At 62.5% G+C, this 16,815-nt stretch carries 15 protein-coding genes; 10 read left to right on the plus strand and 5 right to left on the minus strand.

All coding sequences use genetic code 11. The annotated features are described in order from the left end of the window. Window positions 1–66 precede the first annotated feature (66 nt). The 6 genes from JET14_RS18435 to JET14_RS18460 all read left to right on the plus strand — a co-directional run bounded on the left by JET14_RS18435 (window position 67) and on the right by JET14_RS18460 (window position 6,975). A complete protein-coding gene (locus tag JET14_RS18435; protein WP_200335433.1) occupies window positions 67–885 on the plus strand; it encodes an ABC transporter ATP-binding protein in 819 nt (272 codons plus the stop codon). Next, window positions 885–1,739: an ABC transporter permease gene (locus JET14_RS18440; protein WP_200335435.1), complete on the plus strand. Its 855-nt coding sequence runs from the start codon at window positions 885–887 to the stop codon at window positions 1,737–1,739. Before JET14_RS18435 ends, JET14_RS18440 begins: the two co-directional genes overlap by 1 nt. After that, window positions 1,739–3,049 carry a cytosine deaminase gene (locus JET14_RS18445; RefSeq protein ID WP_432443047.1) on the plus strand — a complete coding sequence of 437 codons (1,311 nt, stop codon included), beginning with the start codon at window positions 1,739–1,741 and terminating at the stop codon, window positions 3,047–3,049. Before JET14_RS18440 ends, JET14_RS18445 begins: the two co-directional genes overlap by 1 nt. Before the next feature lie 2 nt (window positions 3,050–3,051). Beyond that, window positions 3,052–4,461, plus strand: coding sequence for an FAD-binding oxidoreductase (locus JET14_RS18450; RefSeq protein ID WP_200335437.1), 1,410 nt, complete (start codon window positions 3,052–3,054; stop codon window positions 4,459–4,461). 1 nt (window position 4,462) lies between these two features. Further along, window positions 4,463–5,044 (plus strand): NAD(P)H-dependent oxidoreductase, encoded by a 582-nt coding sequence (locus JET14_RS18455; protein WP_200335438.1) that lies wholly within the window; start codon window positions 4,463–4,465, stop codon window positions 5,042–5,044. Between the two features lie 215 nt (window positions 5,045–5,259). Beyond that, entirely contained in the window at window positions 5,260–6,975 is a 1,716-nt protein-coding gene (locus tag JET14_RS18460; RefSeq protein ID WP_432443048.1) for a GH32 C-terminal domain-containing protein, read from the plus strand. A gap of 11 nt (window positions 6,976–6,986) precedes the next feature. Here JET14_RS18460 and JET14_RS18465 read toward each other — a convergent pair whose 3' ends face one another. Both JET14_RS18465 and ung read right to left on the minus strand, forming a co-directional pair. Further along, window positions 6,987–7,376, minus strand: a complete 390-nt coding sequence (locus JET14_RS18465) for a RidA family protein (RefSeq protein WP_200335440.1) — start codon at window positions 7,374–7,376, stop codon at window positions 6,987–6,989. A 156-nt stretch (window positions 7,377–7,532) separates the two neighbouring features. After that, a complete protein-coding gene (ung, locus tag JET14_RS18470) occupies window positions 7,533–8,234 on the minus strand; it encodes a uracil-DNA glycosylase (RefSeq protein WP_200335441.1) in 702 nt (233 codons plus the stop codon). A gap of 136 nt (window positions 8,235–8,370) precedes the next feature. On the opposite strand from ung, the gene JET14_RS18475 reads away from it, so the two are divergent. The 4 genes from JET14_RS18475 to JET14_RS18490 all read left to right on the plus strand — a co-directional run bounded on the left by JET14_RS18475 (window position 8,371) and on the right by JET14_RS18490 (window position 11,658). Next, window positions 8,371–8,742 carry a DsrE family protein gene (locus JET14_RS18475; RefSeq protein WP_200335442.1) on the plus strand — a complete coding sequence of 124 codons (372 nt, stop codon included), beginning with the start codon at window positions 8,371–8,373 and terminating at the stop codon, window positions 8,740–8,742. 198 nt (window positions 8,743–8,940) lie between these two features. Beyond that, on the plus strand, window positions 8,941–9,921 hold the full coding sequence (locus JET14_RS18480) for an ABC transporter substrate-binding protein (protein ID WP_200335444.1): 981 nt from the start codon (window positions 8,941–8,943) through the stop codon (window positions 9,919–9,921). A gap of 1 nt (window position 9,922) precedes the next feature. Then, on the plus strand, window positions 9,923–10,861 hold the full coding sequence (locus JET14_RS18485) for an ABC transporter permease (protein ID WP_200335446.1): 939 nt from the start codon (window positions 9,923–9,925) through the stop codon (window positions 10,859–10,861). Beyond that, window positions 10,861–11,658: an ABC transporter ATP-binding protein gene (locus JET14_RS18490; RefSeq protein WP_200335447.1), complete on the plus strand. Its 798-nt coding sequence runs from the start codon at window positions 10,861–10,863 to the stop codon at window positions 11,656–11,658. The genes JET14_RS18485 and JET14_RS18490 overlap by 1 nt, the downstream gene beginning before the upstream one ends. A 66-nt stretch (window positions 11,659–11,724) precedes the next feature. Here JET14_RS18490 and JET14_RS22990 read toward each other — a convergent pair whose 3' ends face one another. The 3 genes from JET14_RS22990 to JET14_RS18505 all read right to left on the minus strand — a co-directional run bounded on the left by JET14_RS22990 (window position 11,725) and on the right by JET14_RS18505 (window position 16,811). Then, a complete protein-coding gene (locus JET14_RS22990) occupies window positions 11,725–14,319 on the minus strand; it encodes a glycoside hydrolase family 88 protein (RefSeq protein ID WP_348648076.1) in 2,595 nt (864 codons plus the stop codon). Between the two features lie 69 nt (window positions 14,320–14,388). Then, the gene (locus JET14_RS18500) at window positions 14,389–15,663 is read right to left on the minus strand and encodes an ABC transporter substrate-binding protein (protein WP_432443049.1); all 1,275 of its coding nucleotides are present in this window, start codon (window positions 15,661–15,663) and stop codon (window positions 14,389–14,391) included. A 35-nt stretch (window positions 15,664–15,698) separates the two neighbouring features. Beyond that, on the minus strand, window positions 15,699–16,811 hold the full coding sequence (locus tag JET14_RS18505; RefSeq protein ID WP_200335449.1) for an ABC transporter ATP-binding protein: 1,113 nt from the start codon (window positions 16,809–16,811) through the stop codon (window positions 15,699–15,701). Window positions 16,812–16,815 lie beyond the last annotated feature (4 nt).

Raw genomic sequence — 16,815 nt, forward strand, 5'->3', positions numbered from 1 at the left:
CGAAACGCTCCGTTTCGCGTCATTCAGGCGCGAAACGGCACCTTGAACTGAATGCAGGATAGCCGCATGCCGAACGCCTATGCCGAAATTCCGGCATCGCTACAAAAGCCATTGGTGAAGATGGAGCATGTCACCAAGATTTTCTCCAACGGCACCATCGCGCTCAATGATATGTCCCTGACGGTGCGCCAGGGCGAGTTTGTCAGCCTGCTCGGGCCTTCCGGCTGCGGCAAGTCGACCGCGCTCAGGATCATCGCCGCGCTCGGCGACATCACCCGCGGCACGATAGACTGGCCAAGCTCGCGCATTTCCGCCAAGGGGCGCCCTGAAGGCGATATCAGCTTCGTCTTCCAGGAGCCGACGCTGATGCCCTGGGCAACGGTGTTCGGCAATGTCTATCTTCCGCTGAAGCTGCGCGGTCAGTCGAAATCCGGCACGCGCGACCAGATCATGGACGTGCTGAAGACCGTCGGCCTTGAGGATTTCGCCGATGCCTATCCGCGCGAGCTTTCCGGCGGCATGAAGATGCGTGTTTCGATCGCCCGCGCGCTGGTCACAAAACCGAAGCTTCTCCTGATGGACGAGCCCTTCGCCGCCCTTGACGAAATCACCCGCCAGCGGCTCAACGACGATGTGCTGCGGCTCTGGCACGAGACCGGCATCACCGTCATCTTCGTCACCCATTCCGTTTTCGAATCCGCCTATCTTTCCAACCGCATCGTCGTGATGCGCGCCCGTCCCGGCCAGGTCTTCGACGACTTTCCGCTCGACACGAGCCAAGTGCGTGACGAGGACTACCGTTCGTCGGAGGAATATCACCAGGCCTGCGCGAAAGTGTCCCACGCGCTGCAGGGCGCAATCCACGCCGCAGGAGGAGAACACTGATGAGCGACAAGGTAAGCGCCATGCAGCAGGACGATGCGACCTACGCGAAGCCCGGTTTCTGGGCGCGTCATGGCGAAACGGTCCTGAAAATCACAATCCCGATCGCCGTGCTCGCCTTCCTCGTGCTGGTCTGGCAGGCGATCGTGGTCATCTACCAGACCCCGCATTACATCCTTCCCGGCCCCGCTCTGGTGGTAGAGGCTTTCTTCGAGGACTGGGGCACGCTCGCGCCGGCGCTGTGGGTGACGACCAAGATCACCTTCATCTCGCTCGGCCTTGCCCTTGTCGGCGGCGTCGGCCTTGCCGTCATCATGGTCCAGTCGCGCTGGATCGAGACCGCGCTCTATCCGATCACCGTCATCCTTCAGGTGACCCCGATCGTCGCCATCGCGCCGCTGATCCTGATCTATACGCCGACGACGCAGGTGGCGCTCCTGATCTGCGCCTTCCTCGTCGCCTTCTTCCCGATCCTCTCCAACATGGCGCAGGGCCTGAAGAGCGTCGACCATAACCTGTTGAACCTGTTCGAGCTTTACGGCGCCTCGCGCTGGCAGACGCTCATCCACCTGAAGCTGCCGGCTTCGCTGCCCTATTTCATGACCGGGCTCCGGATCGGCGGTGGTCTGGCGCTGATTGCCGCCGTTGTCGCAGAGTTCGCCGCAGGCTCGGCTGGCGCCGGCTCCGGCCTTGCCTTCCGCCTGCTGGAATCGCAGTACCGGCTCAACATTCCGCGTCTTTTTGCGGCGCTGTTCATGCTCGCCTGTCTCGGCGTGGCGATCTTCGCGCTCACCTCGTTCATTGCCTGGCTGTTCCTGCACCGCTGGCACGAAAGCAGCCTCAAGAGGGAAAACTGATGCCGGGCTTCATGACACTGCCGGAAGCGCCGACCTTCGCGCTTCTGAGGGCAACCGTTCCGGCCGTCTGCCTTGCCGAGGCGAGCGGCTTCGAGGCCAAGGAAGGCCTCGTCTCGGCCGATATCGTGGTTGCCGACGGCAAGATCGACGCCATTCTGCCCGCCGGCACGGCGCCCGCCGCGCTTCCCGCCGCCGACATGCGCGGCGGCATGGTCTGGCCCACCTTTACCGACATGCACACCCATATCGACAAGGGCCATATCTGGGAGCGCCGCCGCAATCCCGACGGCACCTTCATGGGCGCTCTGGAAAACGTGATGGCCGATCGGCTGGCCAACTGGTCGGCCGATGACGTCGCCGCCCGCATGGAATTCTCGCTGAAATCGGCCTACGCCCATGGCACCGGCCTTCTGCGCACCCATCTCGACAGCCTTCCGCCGCAGCACGAAATCTCCTTCGAGGTTTTTTCTCACATGCGGGAAAAATGGGCGGGCCGGATCGAACTTCAGGCCGTCGCGCTGTTTTCCATCGACATGATCTTCGAACCTTTCTTCGATGATCTGACGAGGCTTCTGAAACGCCACAACGGGCTGATCGGCGGCGTCACGCAGATGCTGCCGGATCTTGATGCCCGCCTTGACCGCATGTTCCGCGCGGCTGCCGACAACGGACTTGATATCGACCTCCATGTGGACGAGACCGAGGATCGCGAGGTCCTGACCCTTGGCCGCATTGCCGAGGCGAAGCTTCGCAACGGCTTCGAGGGGTCCGTCACGGTCGGCCATTGCTGTTCGCTGGCCCGTCAGGACGAAGACACGGCGAAGCGCACGATCGATGTCGTGGCCCAGGCCGGCCTTTCCGTCGTCTCGCTGCCGATGTGCAACATGTATCTGCAGGACCGCCACGAGGGTCGCACGCCGCGCTGGCGCGGCGTGACGCTGTTCAAGGAGCTGGCTGCTGCCGGGGTGAAGACGGCGGTCTCCTCCGACAATACTCGCGATCCGTTTTACGCCTATGGCGATCTCGATCCCGTCGAGGTGATCCGCGAGGCCGTGCGCATTCTCCAGCTCGACCATCCGCTGGACGAGACCGCCCGCATCATCACCCGTACGCCCGCCGACATTCTCGGCCGGGGCGAGCGCGGGGTGATTGCCGAAGGCGGCCCCGCCGATATCATCCTCTTCAGTGCCAGGCGCTGGAGCGAATTTCTCTCCCGTCCGCAGGCTGACCGCATCGTGATGCGGAATGGCATGGGCATCGACCGCAGCCTGCCGGATTACCGCGAACTTGACCCGCTGATGGATAAGTGAACATGCCGGACTATCAACAGATCAAGGCCGAACTCGAGGGCATCACCATCGAGGACAATCCCAACATGGTTCTGCGCAAGAGCCGGGATTTCTACTGGTATTCGCCCATTCTTAAGGAACAGCTTGAGAACGTGACCGGCGATCTGGTCGTCTCGCCGAAGAACGAGGACGAACTGATCCGGATCCTGAAGGTCGCGTTCAGGAATGACGTACCCGTCACCGCGCGTGGCGGCGGCACCGGAAATTATGGCCAGTGCATGCCGCTTTCCGGCGGCATCGTTCTCGACATGACCAGGATGAACGCCATCAAGGAGATCCATCCCGGCCGCGTCGTCGTCGAGGCCGGCATCATCTGCGCCCAGCTCGACAGGGAGCTGAAGGAGAAATCCGGGCAGGAACTGCGCTTCCACCCGTCGACCACCGGCCAGGCGACCCTTGGCGGCTTCATCGCCGGCGGCTCCGGCGGCGTCGGCTCGGTCCACTGGGGCGGGCTTCGCGATCTCGGCAATGTTCTGCGGTTGAGGATCGTGACGCTCGAGGAAGAGCCGCGCGTGATGGAACTGACGGCGCGCGACCTGCTGAAGGTCAGCCACGCCTATGGCACCAACGGCATCATCACCGAGGTCGAAATGCCGCTGGCCCCCGCCTATGACTGGGTGGACGTGATGGTCGGCCACGAGACCTTCATGGACGCGGTGCGCTTTTCCGACCGGCTGGCGAAATCCTCCGGCATTCTGGTCAAGGAAATCGCCCCGATCGCCGCGCCCGTGCCCTATTCCTATTTCAACCGCCACAAGCCTTACCTCAAGGAAGGCGAGAGCGTCTCGGTCGTCATGGTCGCGCCGCACTCGATGGAACCCTTCGAGGCGCTGGTGAACCTTTACAAGGGCGAGATCCGCTTCCGCTCCGACAAGGCGGAAAGCCTGCGCGGCCTGCCGCGCGCCTATGAGCTCGGCTGGAACCACACGACGCTGCGCGCGCTGAAGACAGAGCCCGACGCCTTCACCTATCTGCAGGTGCAGTATCCCGGCCCCGACCATGTTTCCAAGGTCCAGGAAATGTCCGAACTCTTCGGCGATGAGGTTATCGGTCATCTGGAATTCCTGCGCTTTGACGGCGCGATCCAGTGTTCCGGCCTGCCGCTGGTGCGCTACACGACCGCCGAACGGCTGGAAGAGATCATCCGTATCCACGAGGAGCACGGCTGCCCGATCTTCAACCCGCACCGCTATACGCTGGAAGAGGGCGGCATGAAGCAGACCGACGAATTGCAGCTTGCCTTCAAGAAGGAAACTGACCCCAAGGGCCTTTTGAACCCCGGCAAGATGATCGCCTGGGAAAACCCGGATTTCGATTTCAAGGCCGGCAAGAACTTCCTGTTCAAGGGCCTTTCCGAGACGGGAGCCGAATAGAATGCGGGTTCTCGTTCTCTTCAGCCATCCGGTGGAAACGAGCTTCGGCGCGGCGCTTCATGCCCAGGTGGTGGAAAGCCTGAAGAAAGCCGGACACGAGGTCGATGATTGCGATCTTTACGCCGAGGGCTTCCAGCCGGTGCTGACCCGCGAGGAGCGGATCGGCTATCACGACTATCCGGAAAACACCGCACCGGTTGAAGGCTATGTCGAGAGGTTGCGCAAGGCCGAAGCCCTCGTCATCGTCACGCCCGTGTGGAATTTCGGTTTTCCGGCCATGCTGAAAGGCTATTTCGACCGGGTCTGGCTGCCGGGCGTTTCCTTCGCGCTCGAGGACGGGAAACTGACGCCGACGCTGCGCCATATCAGAAAGCTCGCCGCCGTCTTCACCTATGGCGCGACCCCGATGCGGGCATTTCTCGCTGGCAATCCGCCCAAAAAGATCGTCAAGCGCGTACTGCGCGCCCAGATCAAGCTCGGCGCCCCGGTGTCCTTCATGGCGCATTACGACATGAACAACTGCACCGACAAGACAAGGGCCGATTTCCTGGCAAAGGTGAAGGCCGAGATGGAAGCTTTCTGACGCTTCCGGCGGACGCCCCCCTTTACATCACCGCTCAGACCACTAGGTCTATGACTAACCCGCAAGCGCTTCCCTTAGGCGCTTGCGGGCTCTTTTGAGCGAGGCCGCAAGCCCCGTCGCACTCTGTTGCGCGGATTGGCTGCGGCTTTCAGGAAATACCGCATGGTTCAGGGGGCATTGCCCCGCCATGCGCCAGCAGCGGGGAATAGGGCAGAATGTCCATGCTAGAGCAGAAAACCGCCGATGAGACCCGCCTGCGCAAATTGCGCGGCACCGTACCGGTCAATGCCGTGCTTCATGTCTGGATGAAGGCCATCCACCCACACGCACCCGCCGAGATTCAGCTCTCGCTCAACGGCAATTTGTTCGGCAATATCTTTGCACAGAATGCGGAAGAGTATGAATTCCGCATGTTCTTCGTGCCGCATGGCGGCGAACTGGAATGCTCCTACGATCCCGAGACGACGACGATCTCGGTCGCCTATTGGTTTACCGATGCCAAGGTGCTGGAGGAAGGCATTACCGTGCTGCGCACCCATGCCGCCAATGCCCCGGCGCCCGCCCCCGGCAGCTATCATTTCCGCCCGCCCTTCGGCTGGATGAACGACCCGAACGGCTTCGGCCGTTTCAATGGCTCGGCCCATCTCTTCTACCAGCACTATTCACACGGGCTGACGTGGAACACCATGCACTGGGGCCATGCGATCTCGGAGGACTACCTGCACTGGCGGCACATGCCGATCTTCCTGTTTCCCTCCGAGGACCTCACCCACCGCCCGGACAAGCGCGGCGGCGCCTTTTCCGGCTCGGCGATCCCGCTGGAAAACTCCGCCGGCATCCGCGTGTTCTTTACCGAGCATGTGATCGAGCGCGCGCCCGAACGCGAAATCCAGATGGTCGCCACCTCGCAATCGCTGATCTTCGCCGGCGCGGCGAAACCGCTGATCGACAAGCGGCCCGAGCTTGAAGGCCTAACGCTTGATTTCCGCGATCCTTACGTCTTTCGCGGGCCCGATGGCTACTGGAAGATGCTGCTCGGCAGCCGCCAGGGCGAGGAGGGCGTGGTCCTCCTCTACCAGACGGCCGACCTTACGGCGGCAAGCGGATGGGAATTCGTCGAGATCCTGCACCGCGAAGGCCGCTTCAACACCCAGGTGGTCGAGTGTCCATGCCTCCTGCCGCTCGACGGCCCGGCCGGCGACCCGCAGACCCATTGGGTGCTGGTCTGCGGACTGATGCACAGCCACCACGAGGAGACCGGCCGCAGAAACCTCACCATGGCGACCGTCGGCCATTTCGATGGCAAGCACTTCACGCCCCAATTCGAGCAGGAACTCGATTTCGCCACGGACAACTACGCCTTCCAGGCCTTCCTCGACCAGGGCCGCCCGGTCGGCATCGGCTGGCTCGCCAACTGGGCCGATGCCGCGCCGGAAATCGATTTTCCGACAGCCATGACGCTGCCGCGCAACCTCGTCTACGATGCCGCGGACAACACGCTTCTGACGCCGCCGATCGAGGGCGTGGAAGTGCTGCGCGACGCACTGATCGACGACACCGCCCTTGCCGCCGGCGAGCCGGTGATGCTGGAAAAGGGCCAAGCCGAGGTCGTGATCGAGCTTGACCGCAATGACGGGCCGTTCGAACTCGACCTCTACCACAACAATATCGAGATCACGGTGAAGATCGATGCCGAGGGGATGAGGCTTCTCTATATGGACGACAGCAAGACGCCGACGCCCGACTATATCGCCCCCGGCGCCAATCCGAGCCATCTGAGGCTGTTCCTCGACATCGGTTCAGTCGAAGTGTTTGCTGACAACGGCCGCTGGGCCGGCACAAAGCGCATCGCCGGCTTCGACCCGATCCACTCGCTGCGGATCCGCGAAGGCGCGATCAAATCGGCAAAGGTCTGGTCGCTGGCGCTTTGAGGCAGAGCAGATTACGGCAGCTTGGCCGCCGTGACCTCGACCTCGACCAGAAATTCCGCGCGGGTGAAGCCCGAGACGATCAGCAGGGTCGACACCGGCATGGGATCGGCGATGTAGCGGTCGCGGACATCCATATAGGCCGGAAAATCCTCGCGCGTCGTCACATAGCCGGTAATGCGGATCACATCTTCAAACCCCATATCGGCTTCCGCCAGGATTTTACCGATCGCCTGGAAGCAGAGCTCCGCCTGCGCGCTGACCGAGCGCGGAATGGCCTCGTCCTGCCCGATGCCGAGCTGGCCGGAGGTGACCAGAAGGCCGGCGCCCGGCGGCACGTAGAGGCCGTGGCTGTAGTTGCCGAAAGGCTTGCGAACGCCGTCAGGGTTGATGCTCTTCTTCATGTGAAACTGCCTCGTGAAAAACTGTCAAACCGCATGGCCGCACAAGAACCCGGCTGTCAAGCAGCCTTAAACCCGGACCGAGCGATAATGTAGAGGCCGCGACGAAAAATATAAGGCGGCACGGCGCATAATCCCCGATATTCCCGCCCTGCCCTTTCATTCGTCCGCCGGATCCTCCGGCAATTGCCAGTCCACCGGTTCCATGCCCTGCTCCAGAAGGAACTGGTTGGCTTTGGAAAAATGGCGGCATCCGAAGAAACCATTATGGGCGGAGAGCGGCGAGGGATGCGGCGCCTTGAGCACAAGATGCCGTGACCTGTCCACAAAGGAGGCCTTTTTCTGCGCATAGGCGCCCCAGAGCATGAACACGACATGGGGGCATTCGTCATTGACCGCGCGGATAACGGCATCGGTGAAGTTTTCCCAACCTTTGCCGCGATGGGAGGCGGCGGCCGCCTGGCGCACCGTAAGCACCGAGTTCAGCAACAACACGCCCTGGCGGGCCCAGTGCTCCAGAAAGCCGTGATTGACCTTCTGGAACCCGACATCGGTGGCCAGTTCCTTGTAGATATTGACGAGTGACGGCGGCACGCGCACGCCGGGCTGAACGGAAAAGCAGAGGCCATGCGCCTGCCCCGGCCCGTGATAGGGGTCCTGGCCGAGGATGACGACGCGCACGTTTTCAAGCGGCGTCAGGTCGAGCGCGCGAAAATACTCGCTCCCCTTCGGGAAGACGGTCTGTCCGGCGCGCTTCTCCTCCACCAGAAAGGAGCGGAGCTCGGCCATATAGGCGCTCTCGAATTCCGGTTTCAGTTTCTCGCGCCAGCCGTCCTCAAGCCTGATTTCGCTCTCTGCCATCGCACCTTTTTCCCTGTCACATGCCTGTCCTTGTTATCGTCGCCGCTCGGCCGATGCAATCGCCTGCGAAAATGTCACACTTGTGCGCCTGTTGCCGCGTACTAGATGTCGGACAGCAAAAGGAGGATTTAAAGACATGCAGCCAACCGCTTTCGTATCGACGCTCTTCGACGGCAAATCCAACCCGAACAAGGTCACGGTCGCCTTCACCATGGCAGTCAACGCCCTTTCCAAGGGGCACAGCGCCACCATGATCCTGATGGCCGAGGCCGTGGAACTCGGTCGCCCCGGCGCCACCGACGGCATGGCGATCGGCGCGCCGTTTGACCCCGTTCCCGATCTTCTGGCGCGGTTCCGCGAAGCCGGCGGCAGGATCGCCATCTGTGGCGCCTGCATGAAGCATAACGGCTTCGCCGCGGAAGACATGGATCCGGAGTTCGAGATCATCACCGCCCCCGACGTGGTCGATCTTCTGATGAACGCGGAAGGCTCGCTTCAGATCACCTGACGCTTCGCCGGACAGATTGCGTGATCCCCTTCACCGCAGCCTCTCCGGCGAGCGGGCCAATTGCCATGGGAGTGTCAAATAAAGTCGCCGACGGCATGGTTCCGGCGTTGACCGGCGCTTTGCGCCGGGCCAAACTGCCGCGCGTGATCCGAGCGCGCGAAAAGCCGCGCGAGAACAATCCTGACAGGGGGTTTCGAAATGCTCAACTTCAAGAAGGCGGTGCTGGCCACCGCCGCCGTGGCCGCGATTGCGGGTTTTTCCGCGCCGGCGCTGGCGCAGGACAGCGACGAAAAGACGGTCGCCATCACATATATTGTCGAACATCCCGCCCTTGACGCCGTGCGCGAGGGCATTATCGAAAGCCTCGCCGAAAAGGGCTATACCGAAGGCGACAACCTCACCGTCGTCGCCCGCTCCGCCCAGGGCAACATGACGACGCAAACCCAGATCGCCTCCGAGTTCGCGGGGCTCAAGCCCGATGTCGCCGTCGGCATCTCCACGCCATCGGCCCAGGCGCTGAAGAATTCGATGGGCGATGCCCCGGTCGTCTTCGCCGCCGTCACCGATCCGGTCGCCGCCGGCCTCGTTGAAAATCCGGAAGCCCCGGAAGCAAACATCACCGGCACCTCCGACAAGCAGCCGCCGAAGCCGGCGCTGGAGCTGATCCAGACGCTGGTGCCCGGCGTCAAGACCATCGGCGTGATCTACAATCCGGGCGAGGCCAACTCGGTCGTTCAGGTTGACGAGATCAAGGCGGCCGCCGGCGAACTCGGCCTCGAAGTCGTTGACAGCCCCGCCGCCCAGTCGACCATGGTGCCGGATGCGGCCCGCAACCTCGTCGGCAAGGCCGATGCGATCCTGCTGCCGACCGACAATTCGGTGATCTCGGTGCTTGAGGCCATCATCACCGTCGGCGAGCGCGCCAAACTCCCGGTCTTCACCACGGATACGGATTCCGTCGAGCGCGGCGCGGTTGCAGCCCTTGGCTTCAACTATGCCGAAATGGGCAAGGTCACGGGCGACATGGTTGCCGAAATCCTCGCCGGCAAGGCACCGTCGGAAATCGCCGTCGTCGTGCCCGGCAATCAGGACCTGTTCCTCAACATGAAGGCTGCCGAAGCCATGGGCATCACGGTTCCCGACAGCGTCAAGGACAGCGCCAAGAAGGTCATCGAATAATATGACGCTTTTTGCTCTCGCCGGGGCGTTTGAGACCGGCTTGCTCTTCGCCCTCGTGGCGTTGAGCATCTTTATGTCTTTTCGGGTTCTCGACTTTCCCGATCTGACGGTGGACGGGAGTTTCCCCTTGGGCGCGGCGGTTTCCGCCGCCGCCATCGTCAACGGCATCGATCCGTTCATCGCAACATTCTTCGGCATGCTCGCAGGCGCCGCAGCCGGTTTCGTGACCGGCCTCTTGAACGTGCGCTTCGGGATCATGAATCTTCTTGCCGGCATCCTGTCGATGGTGGCGCTCTTCTCCGTCAATCTGCGCATCATGGGCAGGCCGAACCTGCCGGTCTACGGCAGCGACACCGTGTTCTCGCGCTTCGAAAGCGTGGTTGATGCGGGGCTGTGGAGCAATACGATCCTGCTGCTGATCATCGCCATCGGCGCCAAGCTGATTGTCGACTGGTTCCTGAAGACCGAGATCGGCCTCGGCCTTCGGGCGTCCGGCGAAAACCCTGCCATGGCCGAGGCCCAGGGCATCCGAAACGGCGCGATGACGCTGCTCGGCATGTCGATCGCCAATGCGCTCTGCGCGCTCGGCGGGTCGCTCTTTGCCCAGATGCAGGGGGTGGCCGACGTGACCATGGGTGTGGGCACGATCGTCACCGGGCTGGCGGCGCTGATTATCGGCGAGGCGATCCTCGGTCGGCGCACGGTGTTTCTGGCAACGCTCGGCTGCGTCATCGGCGCGGTCGTCTATCGCCTGTTCATTGCGCTCGCGCTTTCCGCCGGCTTCATCGGCATCCGCCCGCAGGACCTCAACCTGATTACCGCCGTGGTGGTCGCCGTTGCCGTGGTTCTTTCCCAGCGGCGGGGAAAACGCGGCCGCAAGCAGCTCTTCAATTTCAAGCTGGTGCGCGGCGCCCAGCAAAATGACGAGGGGCAGGACTGATGCTTTCCCTTTCCGATATCCGCCTCACCTTCAATCCGGGCACGGCAACGGAAGTCAAGGCGCTGCGCAACGTCTCGATGAAGATCGACGAGGGCGAATTCGTCACCGTGATCGGCTCCAACGGCGCCGGCAAGTCGACGCTTCTGTCCACCGTCGTCGGCACGGTGAAGCCGGATAAAGGCTCCGTCAGGCTCGACGGCCTCGATGTCACGGACTGGCCGGCCGCCAAACGCGCGCGCTATGTCGGCCGCGTGTTCCAGGAACCGCGTCTCGGCACCTGCTCGTCGCTGTCGATCGAGGAGAACCTGGCGCTGGCCGCCGCCCGCGGCAAGAAGCGCGGCCTCGGCCTTGCCCTTGGCCGCAAGGGCCAGAAGGCGATGTTTGCCGAACATCTGGAAAAACTCGGCCTCGGGCTCGAACATCGCATGGGCACGCCGATCGGTGCGCTGTCGGGCGGCCAGCGCCAGGCCGTCAGCCTGCTGATGGCGACGCTTCTGCCGATGAAGATCCTCGTGCTCGACGAGCATACGGCAGCGCTCGATCCGTCCGCCGCCCACAAGGTGCTGACGCTTTCGGCTGAGATTGCCGAGGAGCGCAAGCTGACGACGCTGATGGTGACCCATTCGATGCGCGACGCACTGGCCTATGGCAGCCGCACGCTGATGATGAATGCCGGCCAGATCGTCCTCGACATCAAGGGCGAGGAGCGCTCGAGGCTCAAGGTCTCCGACTTGCTGGAACGTTTCGGCCGCGCCGCCGGCACCGAAATCGACGACGACCAGTTGGTTCTGGCGTAAGGTCACAAAAAATGCGGCTGACCTTTCGGCCAGCCGCCGGCCTCGGGAGAAAGGCTTTTCCTGACTTCAGGAGCGGGCCAGGAGCTCCGCAAAACCCATCATGAGCGGGCCGACGCCCTTGATATCGTCGGCATTGATCGCCTCGGTCAGGTAATAGCCCGGCGTGCCGTCGCGATACTCGCCGTTGAAACCGCCGAGACCGGCGACGCAGACGATGGCTCCGAGCACGCGGCGGCCACCGGCATCGACCTCGAACGCATTCTTGTAGAGCGCCTCGAAGGCCTTGCGACCGATTGCGGCGCCGTCGCCGAGGCGAAGCCTGTCAGCCTTCAGATACGCATAGGCGAACATGGCCGTTGCCGAGCTTTCTGCATAATTCCCCCCGAGATCCGGACGATCCGGGACCTGCAGCCAGCGGCCGTCGGCCGTCCTCAACACGGCGAGCCGTTCGGCAAGGGCCGCCCACCGGGCGACGATCGCATCGCGTTTTTCATCTTCCGGCAGGCATTCGATGAGATCCACCATAGCCATGGCCGCCCAGCCGATGGCACGCGACCAGTGGGCCGGCGACTGGCCGGTGTCGGGGTTGGCCCAGGGCTGTGCCTTTGCGGAATCATAAGCGTGGCGATAAAGACGGCTGTCGGCATCATAGGTGAGTTCGAGCCCCGCCAGCAATTCGTCGGCGGCGTCGGCGACCAGGTCCGGCCTGTCGAAGGCGAGACCGTATTCCGCCTTGAACGGCAGGCCCATATAGAGACCGTCGAGCCAGACCTGTTCGGGATAGCGATGCTTGTGCCAGTGCGGCCCTTCTTTGACGCGCGGATGATCCGCCAACTGCGCGACCAGCCGGTCGGCGGCCTTGCGGTAGCGCGGATCGTCGGTGCGCCGCGCCAGCCAGACCAGGGCGCGGCCGGACAAAATGTTGTCGATGTTGAAATCCTCGGCCGCGTAGCCGTTCATCACGCCGTCTTCATCGACCTGCGCGCTGACGTGGCGCACAAGGTGATCGAACCAGCGCGCTTCGCCGGTCGCCTCATAAAGCGCGATCAGACCGCGATAGAGGCAGCCATCCTCATAGCAGAGCGCCCCGCCCTTATAGGCGCGATAGTCGGCGGCATATTCGTCGCAATAGCGCAGAAGCGCCTGACGGTAATAGGGCTCTTCCGCCCCTTCCCTGACGAAAACGACATTCCTGGCGGTAACGGCCGCGTTCTCGGCAATGATGCCGCCATGGCGCACCGGGTCGATATGGCAGGCCATGACCGGCGGCTGGGCCTCGGCGTCCGGCGCATAGGAGACGGTATAGTCCTCGATCGTTACATTCTCGATCGGCATTTCCGGCAGGCCGTAAAAGGCTGCGGCGGCGGTGTGTACATTGCGCGCGACGATGCGGCGGAAGGTGATGTCCGACATGCGCGGCGTCACCGCGCTGGCAGGGTGCGGATCGCGCGACTGGACATAGTCCGACTTGCCGTCGGCGTCGCAGAAATAGAAGGCGTTCATCACAAAGGGGCTGACGACATTGTCCATGTCGCAATCCTCGACGAGGATGCGGGAAACGAAGCCGCCGCGGCCGCGCCGGGTCTTGACCCTCAGCCCGCGATCCGTATCGCGCATCTCGCAACGCGCGACTGTAACGCCCGAAACGGAGCCGCTCATTTCCGAACCGATGACGACGCCGCCATGACCGCGTTCCATGAAGCAGTTTTCGATGCTGATGTTGCGGGTTGACCCATCGAGGCCGCCCTTCGGATCGCGCTTTCCCGCCTTGATGGCGATGCAGTCGTCGCCGACGGAGAAGCGGATGCCGCGCATGCGGACATTTTCGCAGCATTCCGGATCGAAGCCGTCGGTGTTGGGCGAATCCGGATCGCTCTCGATCTTCACATCGGCAACGAGCATGTCTTTGGTAAAGACGGGATGCACCATCCAGGCGGGGGAGTTGCGGACGGTGACGCCGGTGACCGTGACATGTTCGCAGCGGTTGAAGAACAGGCTGCGCGGACGGCGCGCGCCATTGCGGGTTTCCTTGTGCCAGCTCCACCAGTCGCCGCGGTCACCGCCGGCATCGATGACGCCGCCGCCGACAATGGCAATGCCGGACGCGTTGATGGCGGTCAACAGGCTGGCGTAGCAGGCCTCTGCCACGCCTTCCCAGGTGCCGAGCACGCGGCCGTCCTCGTCACGGGCGGGCAGGATCGGGTATTGGTCGCGATCGGCAATGCCATACAGTACGGCGCCGGCATCGAGCAGCAACGTCAGGCCGGATTTCAGGAAAAGCGGGCCGCTCTTCCACACGCCCGGACCGAAACGGAGCGTCGCGCCCTCGGGCAGGCCATCGATCGCCTTCTGCAGCGCAGGGGCATTGTTTTCCGATTGCAGGCTTGCGCCGCAGGCGGCAACATCGACGAATGCGCTTTCGTTTCCTGTCACGAAATCGAAGACTTCTCCGCCCGCAACCAGACGATAGGCGGTGTGCGGCTCAAGACCGTTGATCGAGAACACCGTGCGCTCGCTCACGCCTTCGGCCACCGTTTCATCGGTGCTCTCCATTGCAAGCCGCCAGGAAACGGGCGCCTTGAGGAAATATTTGTTCTCGCCGGAAAAGACAGCAAAGGTCACCGTCCTCGCCGAGACAGCGAGCAGCTCGATGGCAGTCATCACAATCGTCCAAAAAGGATTTGGGAAAGAGGGGGCGGCGGCAAGAAGCGCCGCCCCCGGAAGGCTTGGTTAGTTGCGGACGCGGTCCAGCACGTCGTTGACATTGTAGATGATGTCATCGGCGGCCGTTTCGGCGTCGATCTGGCCATAGGCGAACTCTTCGAGCGTATCGCCGATCGCCGAGGCGATCTGCGGATGCTCGAAATAGGGAGAGATCGTCGGACCGGTCGCATCCAGAATGATCTGGTGCGCGTCGATCTGTTCCTGCTCGATGGCGCCGGCAGCCGTCAGTTGATCGAACGCCTGCTTGGAAGCCGGAATGCCGCGGGTCGTGCCGAGAATGTCGATCGCGCCCTCGTCGTTCAGGAGGCAATTGACCACTTCGGCGGCCGCTTCCTGATTGTCGGAATTGCGCGAGATCGAGAACAGCATGGACGGCTTGCGGTAGACGCCGTCATTGGTGGCGCCTTCTGCGAGCAGGATCTTCGAGGGAACCAGGACCTGGCCTTCCTGCAGCGGGTCGGAGATCTTGAAATAGACCGTATCCCACTGATAGGTGCCGGCGATATGGCCATCGGCCCAGGCCGGGTTTTCATGCAGAACCAGATTGCCGCCGGCGGCGACCTTCGGCCAGGGGATGATCACGCCTTCGTCGGTGTAGCGCTTGTACATTTCCAGCGCGTCGACCATCTCGTCCATCGTGTAGTTGAACTCGAGCGTCTCCGGATCGATCATCGTCTTGCCGGTCTTCTGGGTGAGATAGGCCGTCATCAGAAGACGGGCGTCAAGGCCGTCCGTGCCGGTCGCCTCATAGGGATAGTAGTCGTCGCCGAGCTTTTCCTTGAACACCTTGCCGGCTTCTTCCAGTTCGTCCCAGGTGGTCGGGATCGAAAGACCTGCCTTTTCGAAGGTCGTCTGGTTGAACCAGGGCAGACGGCCGGTGATCGACAGCGGAAGGCCCTGCAGATGGCCGTTCACGGTCGAGGTTGCGAGTTCCCCCTCGGTCCACTGCGTGAGGTCGATCGTGTCGGAGAACTCGTTGAGATCGGCAAAGCCTTCGCCGTTCGGCGTGAACAGCGGCAGCCAGGGCCAGTTGATCTGCATGATGTCGGCTTCGGTTCCGCCGGCAAGCTGGGTGGTGATCTTCTCCTGGTGACCGGACCAGCCGGTGAATTCCGGAGAAATGCTGTGGCCAAGCTTTTCGCCGCAATATTTCAGCGCTTCCTGGGTTGCAAGGTGACGGCTGTCGCCGCCCCACCAGGACATGCGAAGATCGGCGGCATTGGCTGCCGAAAGCGATGTTGCGGCCATCAGGCCGGCGAGAATTGTCAGTTTCATGGTCATATTTTCCTCCCTTTGAAAAAGACGGTTTCGAAGATCTATGCCGACAGCGAGATGTTCTCGCCGGTGCGGCGGTGGAAGATGTGCAGCGCGTCTTCCTGCGGCATGATGCGGATGGCATCGTCACGCAGATACTGACGCTCGATGCCCGTTGCCGGGACGACGACGATGAAGGACTGATCCTCCACCGTGATGTAGAGGTAGACCTCGTGGCCCATGAACTCGACATGGGAGATGCGGCCAAGAAGCCCTTCTTCGGCATTCTGATCCACCACCGTGAAGTGCTGCGGACGAACACCGAAGGTGACCTCGCTCGGGGCATCCTTGTCGATGCGGGCGCAGGCCTTGTCGTCGATGGTAAAGGTCTGCGTGCCGATCCTGAGCTTGTTGCCGTCGACCAGCGTCGCATCGCCAATATTCATCTCCGGCGAGCCGATGAAGCCCGCAACGAAGGCGTTCGCCGGCTTGCGATAGAGGGTGAAGGGATCGGCGACCTGCATGATCCGGCCTTCCTTCATCACGCAGATGCGGTTGCCCATGGTCATGGCTTCAGTCTGGTCATGGGTGACGTAGACGACGGTCGAGTGCATGCCTTCAGCAAGCAACTGCTTGTGCAGGTCGGTGATGCGCACGCGCATCGAGGCGCGCAGCTTTGCATCAAGGTTCGACAGCGGTTCGTCGAACAGGAAGACCTGCGGCTTCTTGATCAGCGCGCGGCCAACGGCAACGCGCTGGGCCTGACCGCCGGAAAGCTGCTTGGGCAGGCGCTCCAGATAGTCCTCGATCTCGAGGATGTGCGAGACTTCCTCGGTGGAGGCGGCGATCTCCGCCTTCGGCGCATGCTTGAGGCGCAGGCCGAAGGAGAGGTTGTTCTTCACCTTCATATGCGGATAGAGCGCGTAGTTCTGGAACACCATCGCGATGCCGCGCTGGCCCGGGGGCTTGTCGTTGACGAGATCGTCGCCGATGCGGATCTCACCGCCGGAGATGCGCTCCAGACCGGCAATCATCCTGAGCGTCGTCGACTTGGCGCAGCCGGACGGGCCGACCAGCACCATGAACTCGCCATCCTCGATTTCCAGGTCGATGCCGTGGACGGCCTTGAACTTGCCGTAGACCTTTTCGAGACTTTTCAGCTGAACTCTGGCCATGGTT

This window comes from Martelella lutilitoris (assembly GCF_016598595.1).
GTDB classification, from domain to species: Bacteria; Pseudomonadota; Alphaproteobacteria; order Rhizobiales; family Rhizobiaceae; genus Martelella; species Martelella lutilitoris_A.

Bases quoted from the DNA above. Each gene is read 5' to 3' on its own strand.
- ung (WP_200335441.1), bottom strand. From the start codon at position 8,234: ATGGCAGAGAGCGAAATCAGGCTTGAGGACGGCTGGCGCGAGAAACTG.
- JET14_RS18445 (WP_432443047.1), top strand. From the start codon at position 1,739: ATGCCGGGCTTCATGACACTGCCGGAAGCGCCGACCTTCGCGCTTCTG.
- JET14_RS18465 (WP_200335440.1), bottom strand. From the start codon at position 7,376: ATGAAGAAGAGCATCAACCCTGACGGCGTTCGCAAGCCTTTCGGCAAC.
- JET14_RS18490 (WP_200335447.1), top strand. From the start codon at position 10,861: ATGCTTTCCCTTTCCGATATCCGCCTCACCTTCAATCCGGGCACGGCA.
- JET14_RS18500 (WP_432443049.1), bottom strand. From the start codon at position 15,663: ATGACCATGAAACTGACAATTCTCGCCGGCCTGATGGCCGCAACATCG.
- JET14_RS22990 (WP_348648076.1), bottom strand. From the start codon at position 14,319: ATGACTGCCATCGAGCTGCTCGCTGTCTCGGCGAGGACGGTGACCTTT.
- JET14_RS18455 (WP_200335438.1), top strand. From the start codon at position 4,463: ATGCGGGTTCTCGTTCTCTTCAGCCATCCGGTGGAAACGAGCTTCGGC.
- JET14_RS18440 (WP_200335435.1), top strand. From the start codon at position 885: ATGAGCGACAAGGTAAGCGCCATGCAGCAGGACGATGCGACCTACGCG.
- JET14_RS18475 (WP_200335442.1), top strand. From the start codon at position 8,371: ATGCAGCCAACCGCTTTCGTATCGACGCTCTTCGACGGCAAATCCAAC.
- JET14_RS18485 (WP_200335446.1), top strand. From the start codon at position 9,923: ATGACGCTTTTTGCTCTCGCCGGGGCGTTTGAGACCGGCTTGCTCTTC.
- JET14_RS18480 (WP_200335444.1), top strand. From the start codon at position 8,941: ATGCTCAACTTCAAGAAGGCGGTGCTGGCCACCGCCGCCGTGGCCGCG.
- JET14_RS18460 (WP_432443048.1), top strand. From the start codon at position 5,260: ATGTCCATGCTAGAGCAGAAAACCGCCGATGAGACCCGCCTGCGCAAA.
- JET14_RS18505 (WP_200335449.1), bottom strand. From the start codon at position 16,811: ATGGCCAGAGTTCAGCTGAAAAGTCTCGAAAAGGTCTACGGCAAGTTC.
- JET14_RS18435 (WP_200335433.1), top strand. From the start codon at position 67: ATGCCGAACGCCTATGCCGAAATTCCGGCATCGCTACAAAAGCCATTG.
- JET14_RS18450 (WP_200335437.1), top strand. From the start codon at position 3,052: ATGCCGGACTATCAACAGATCAAGGCCGAACTCGAGGGCATCACCATC.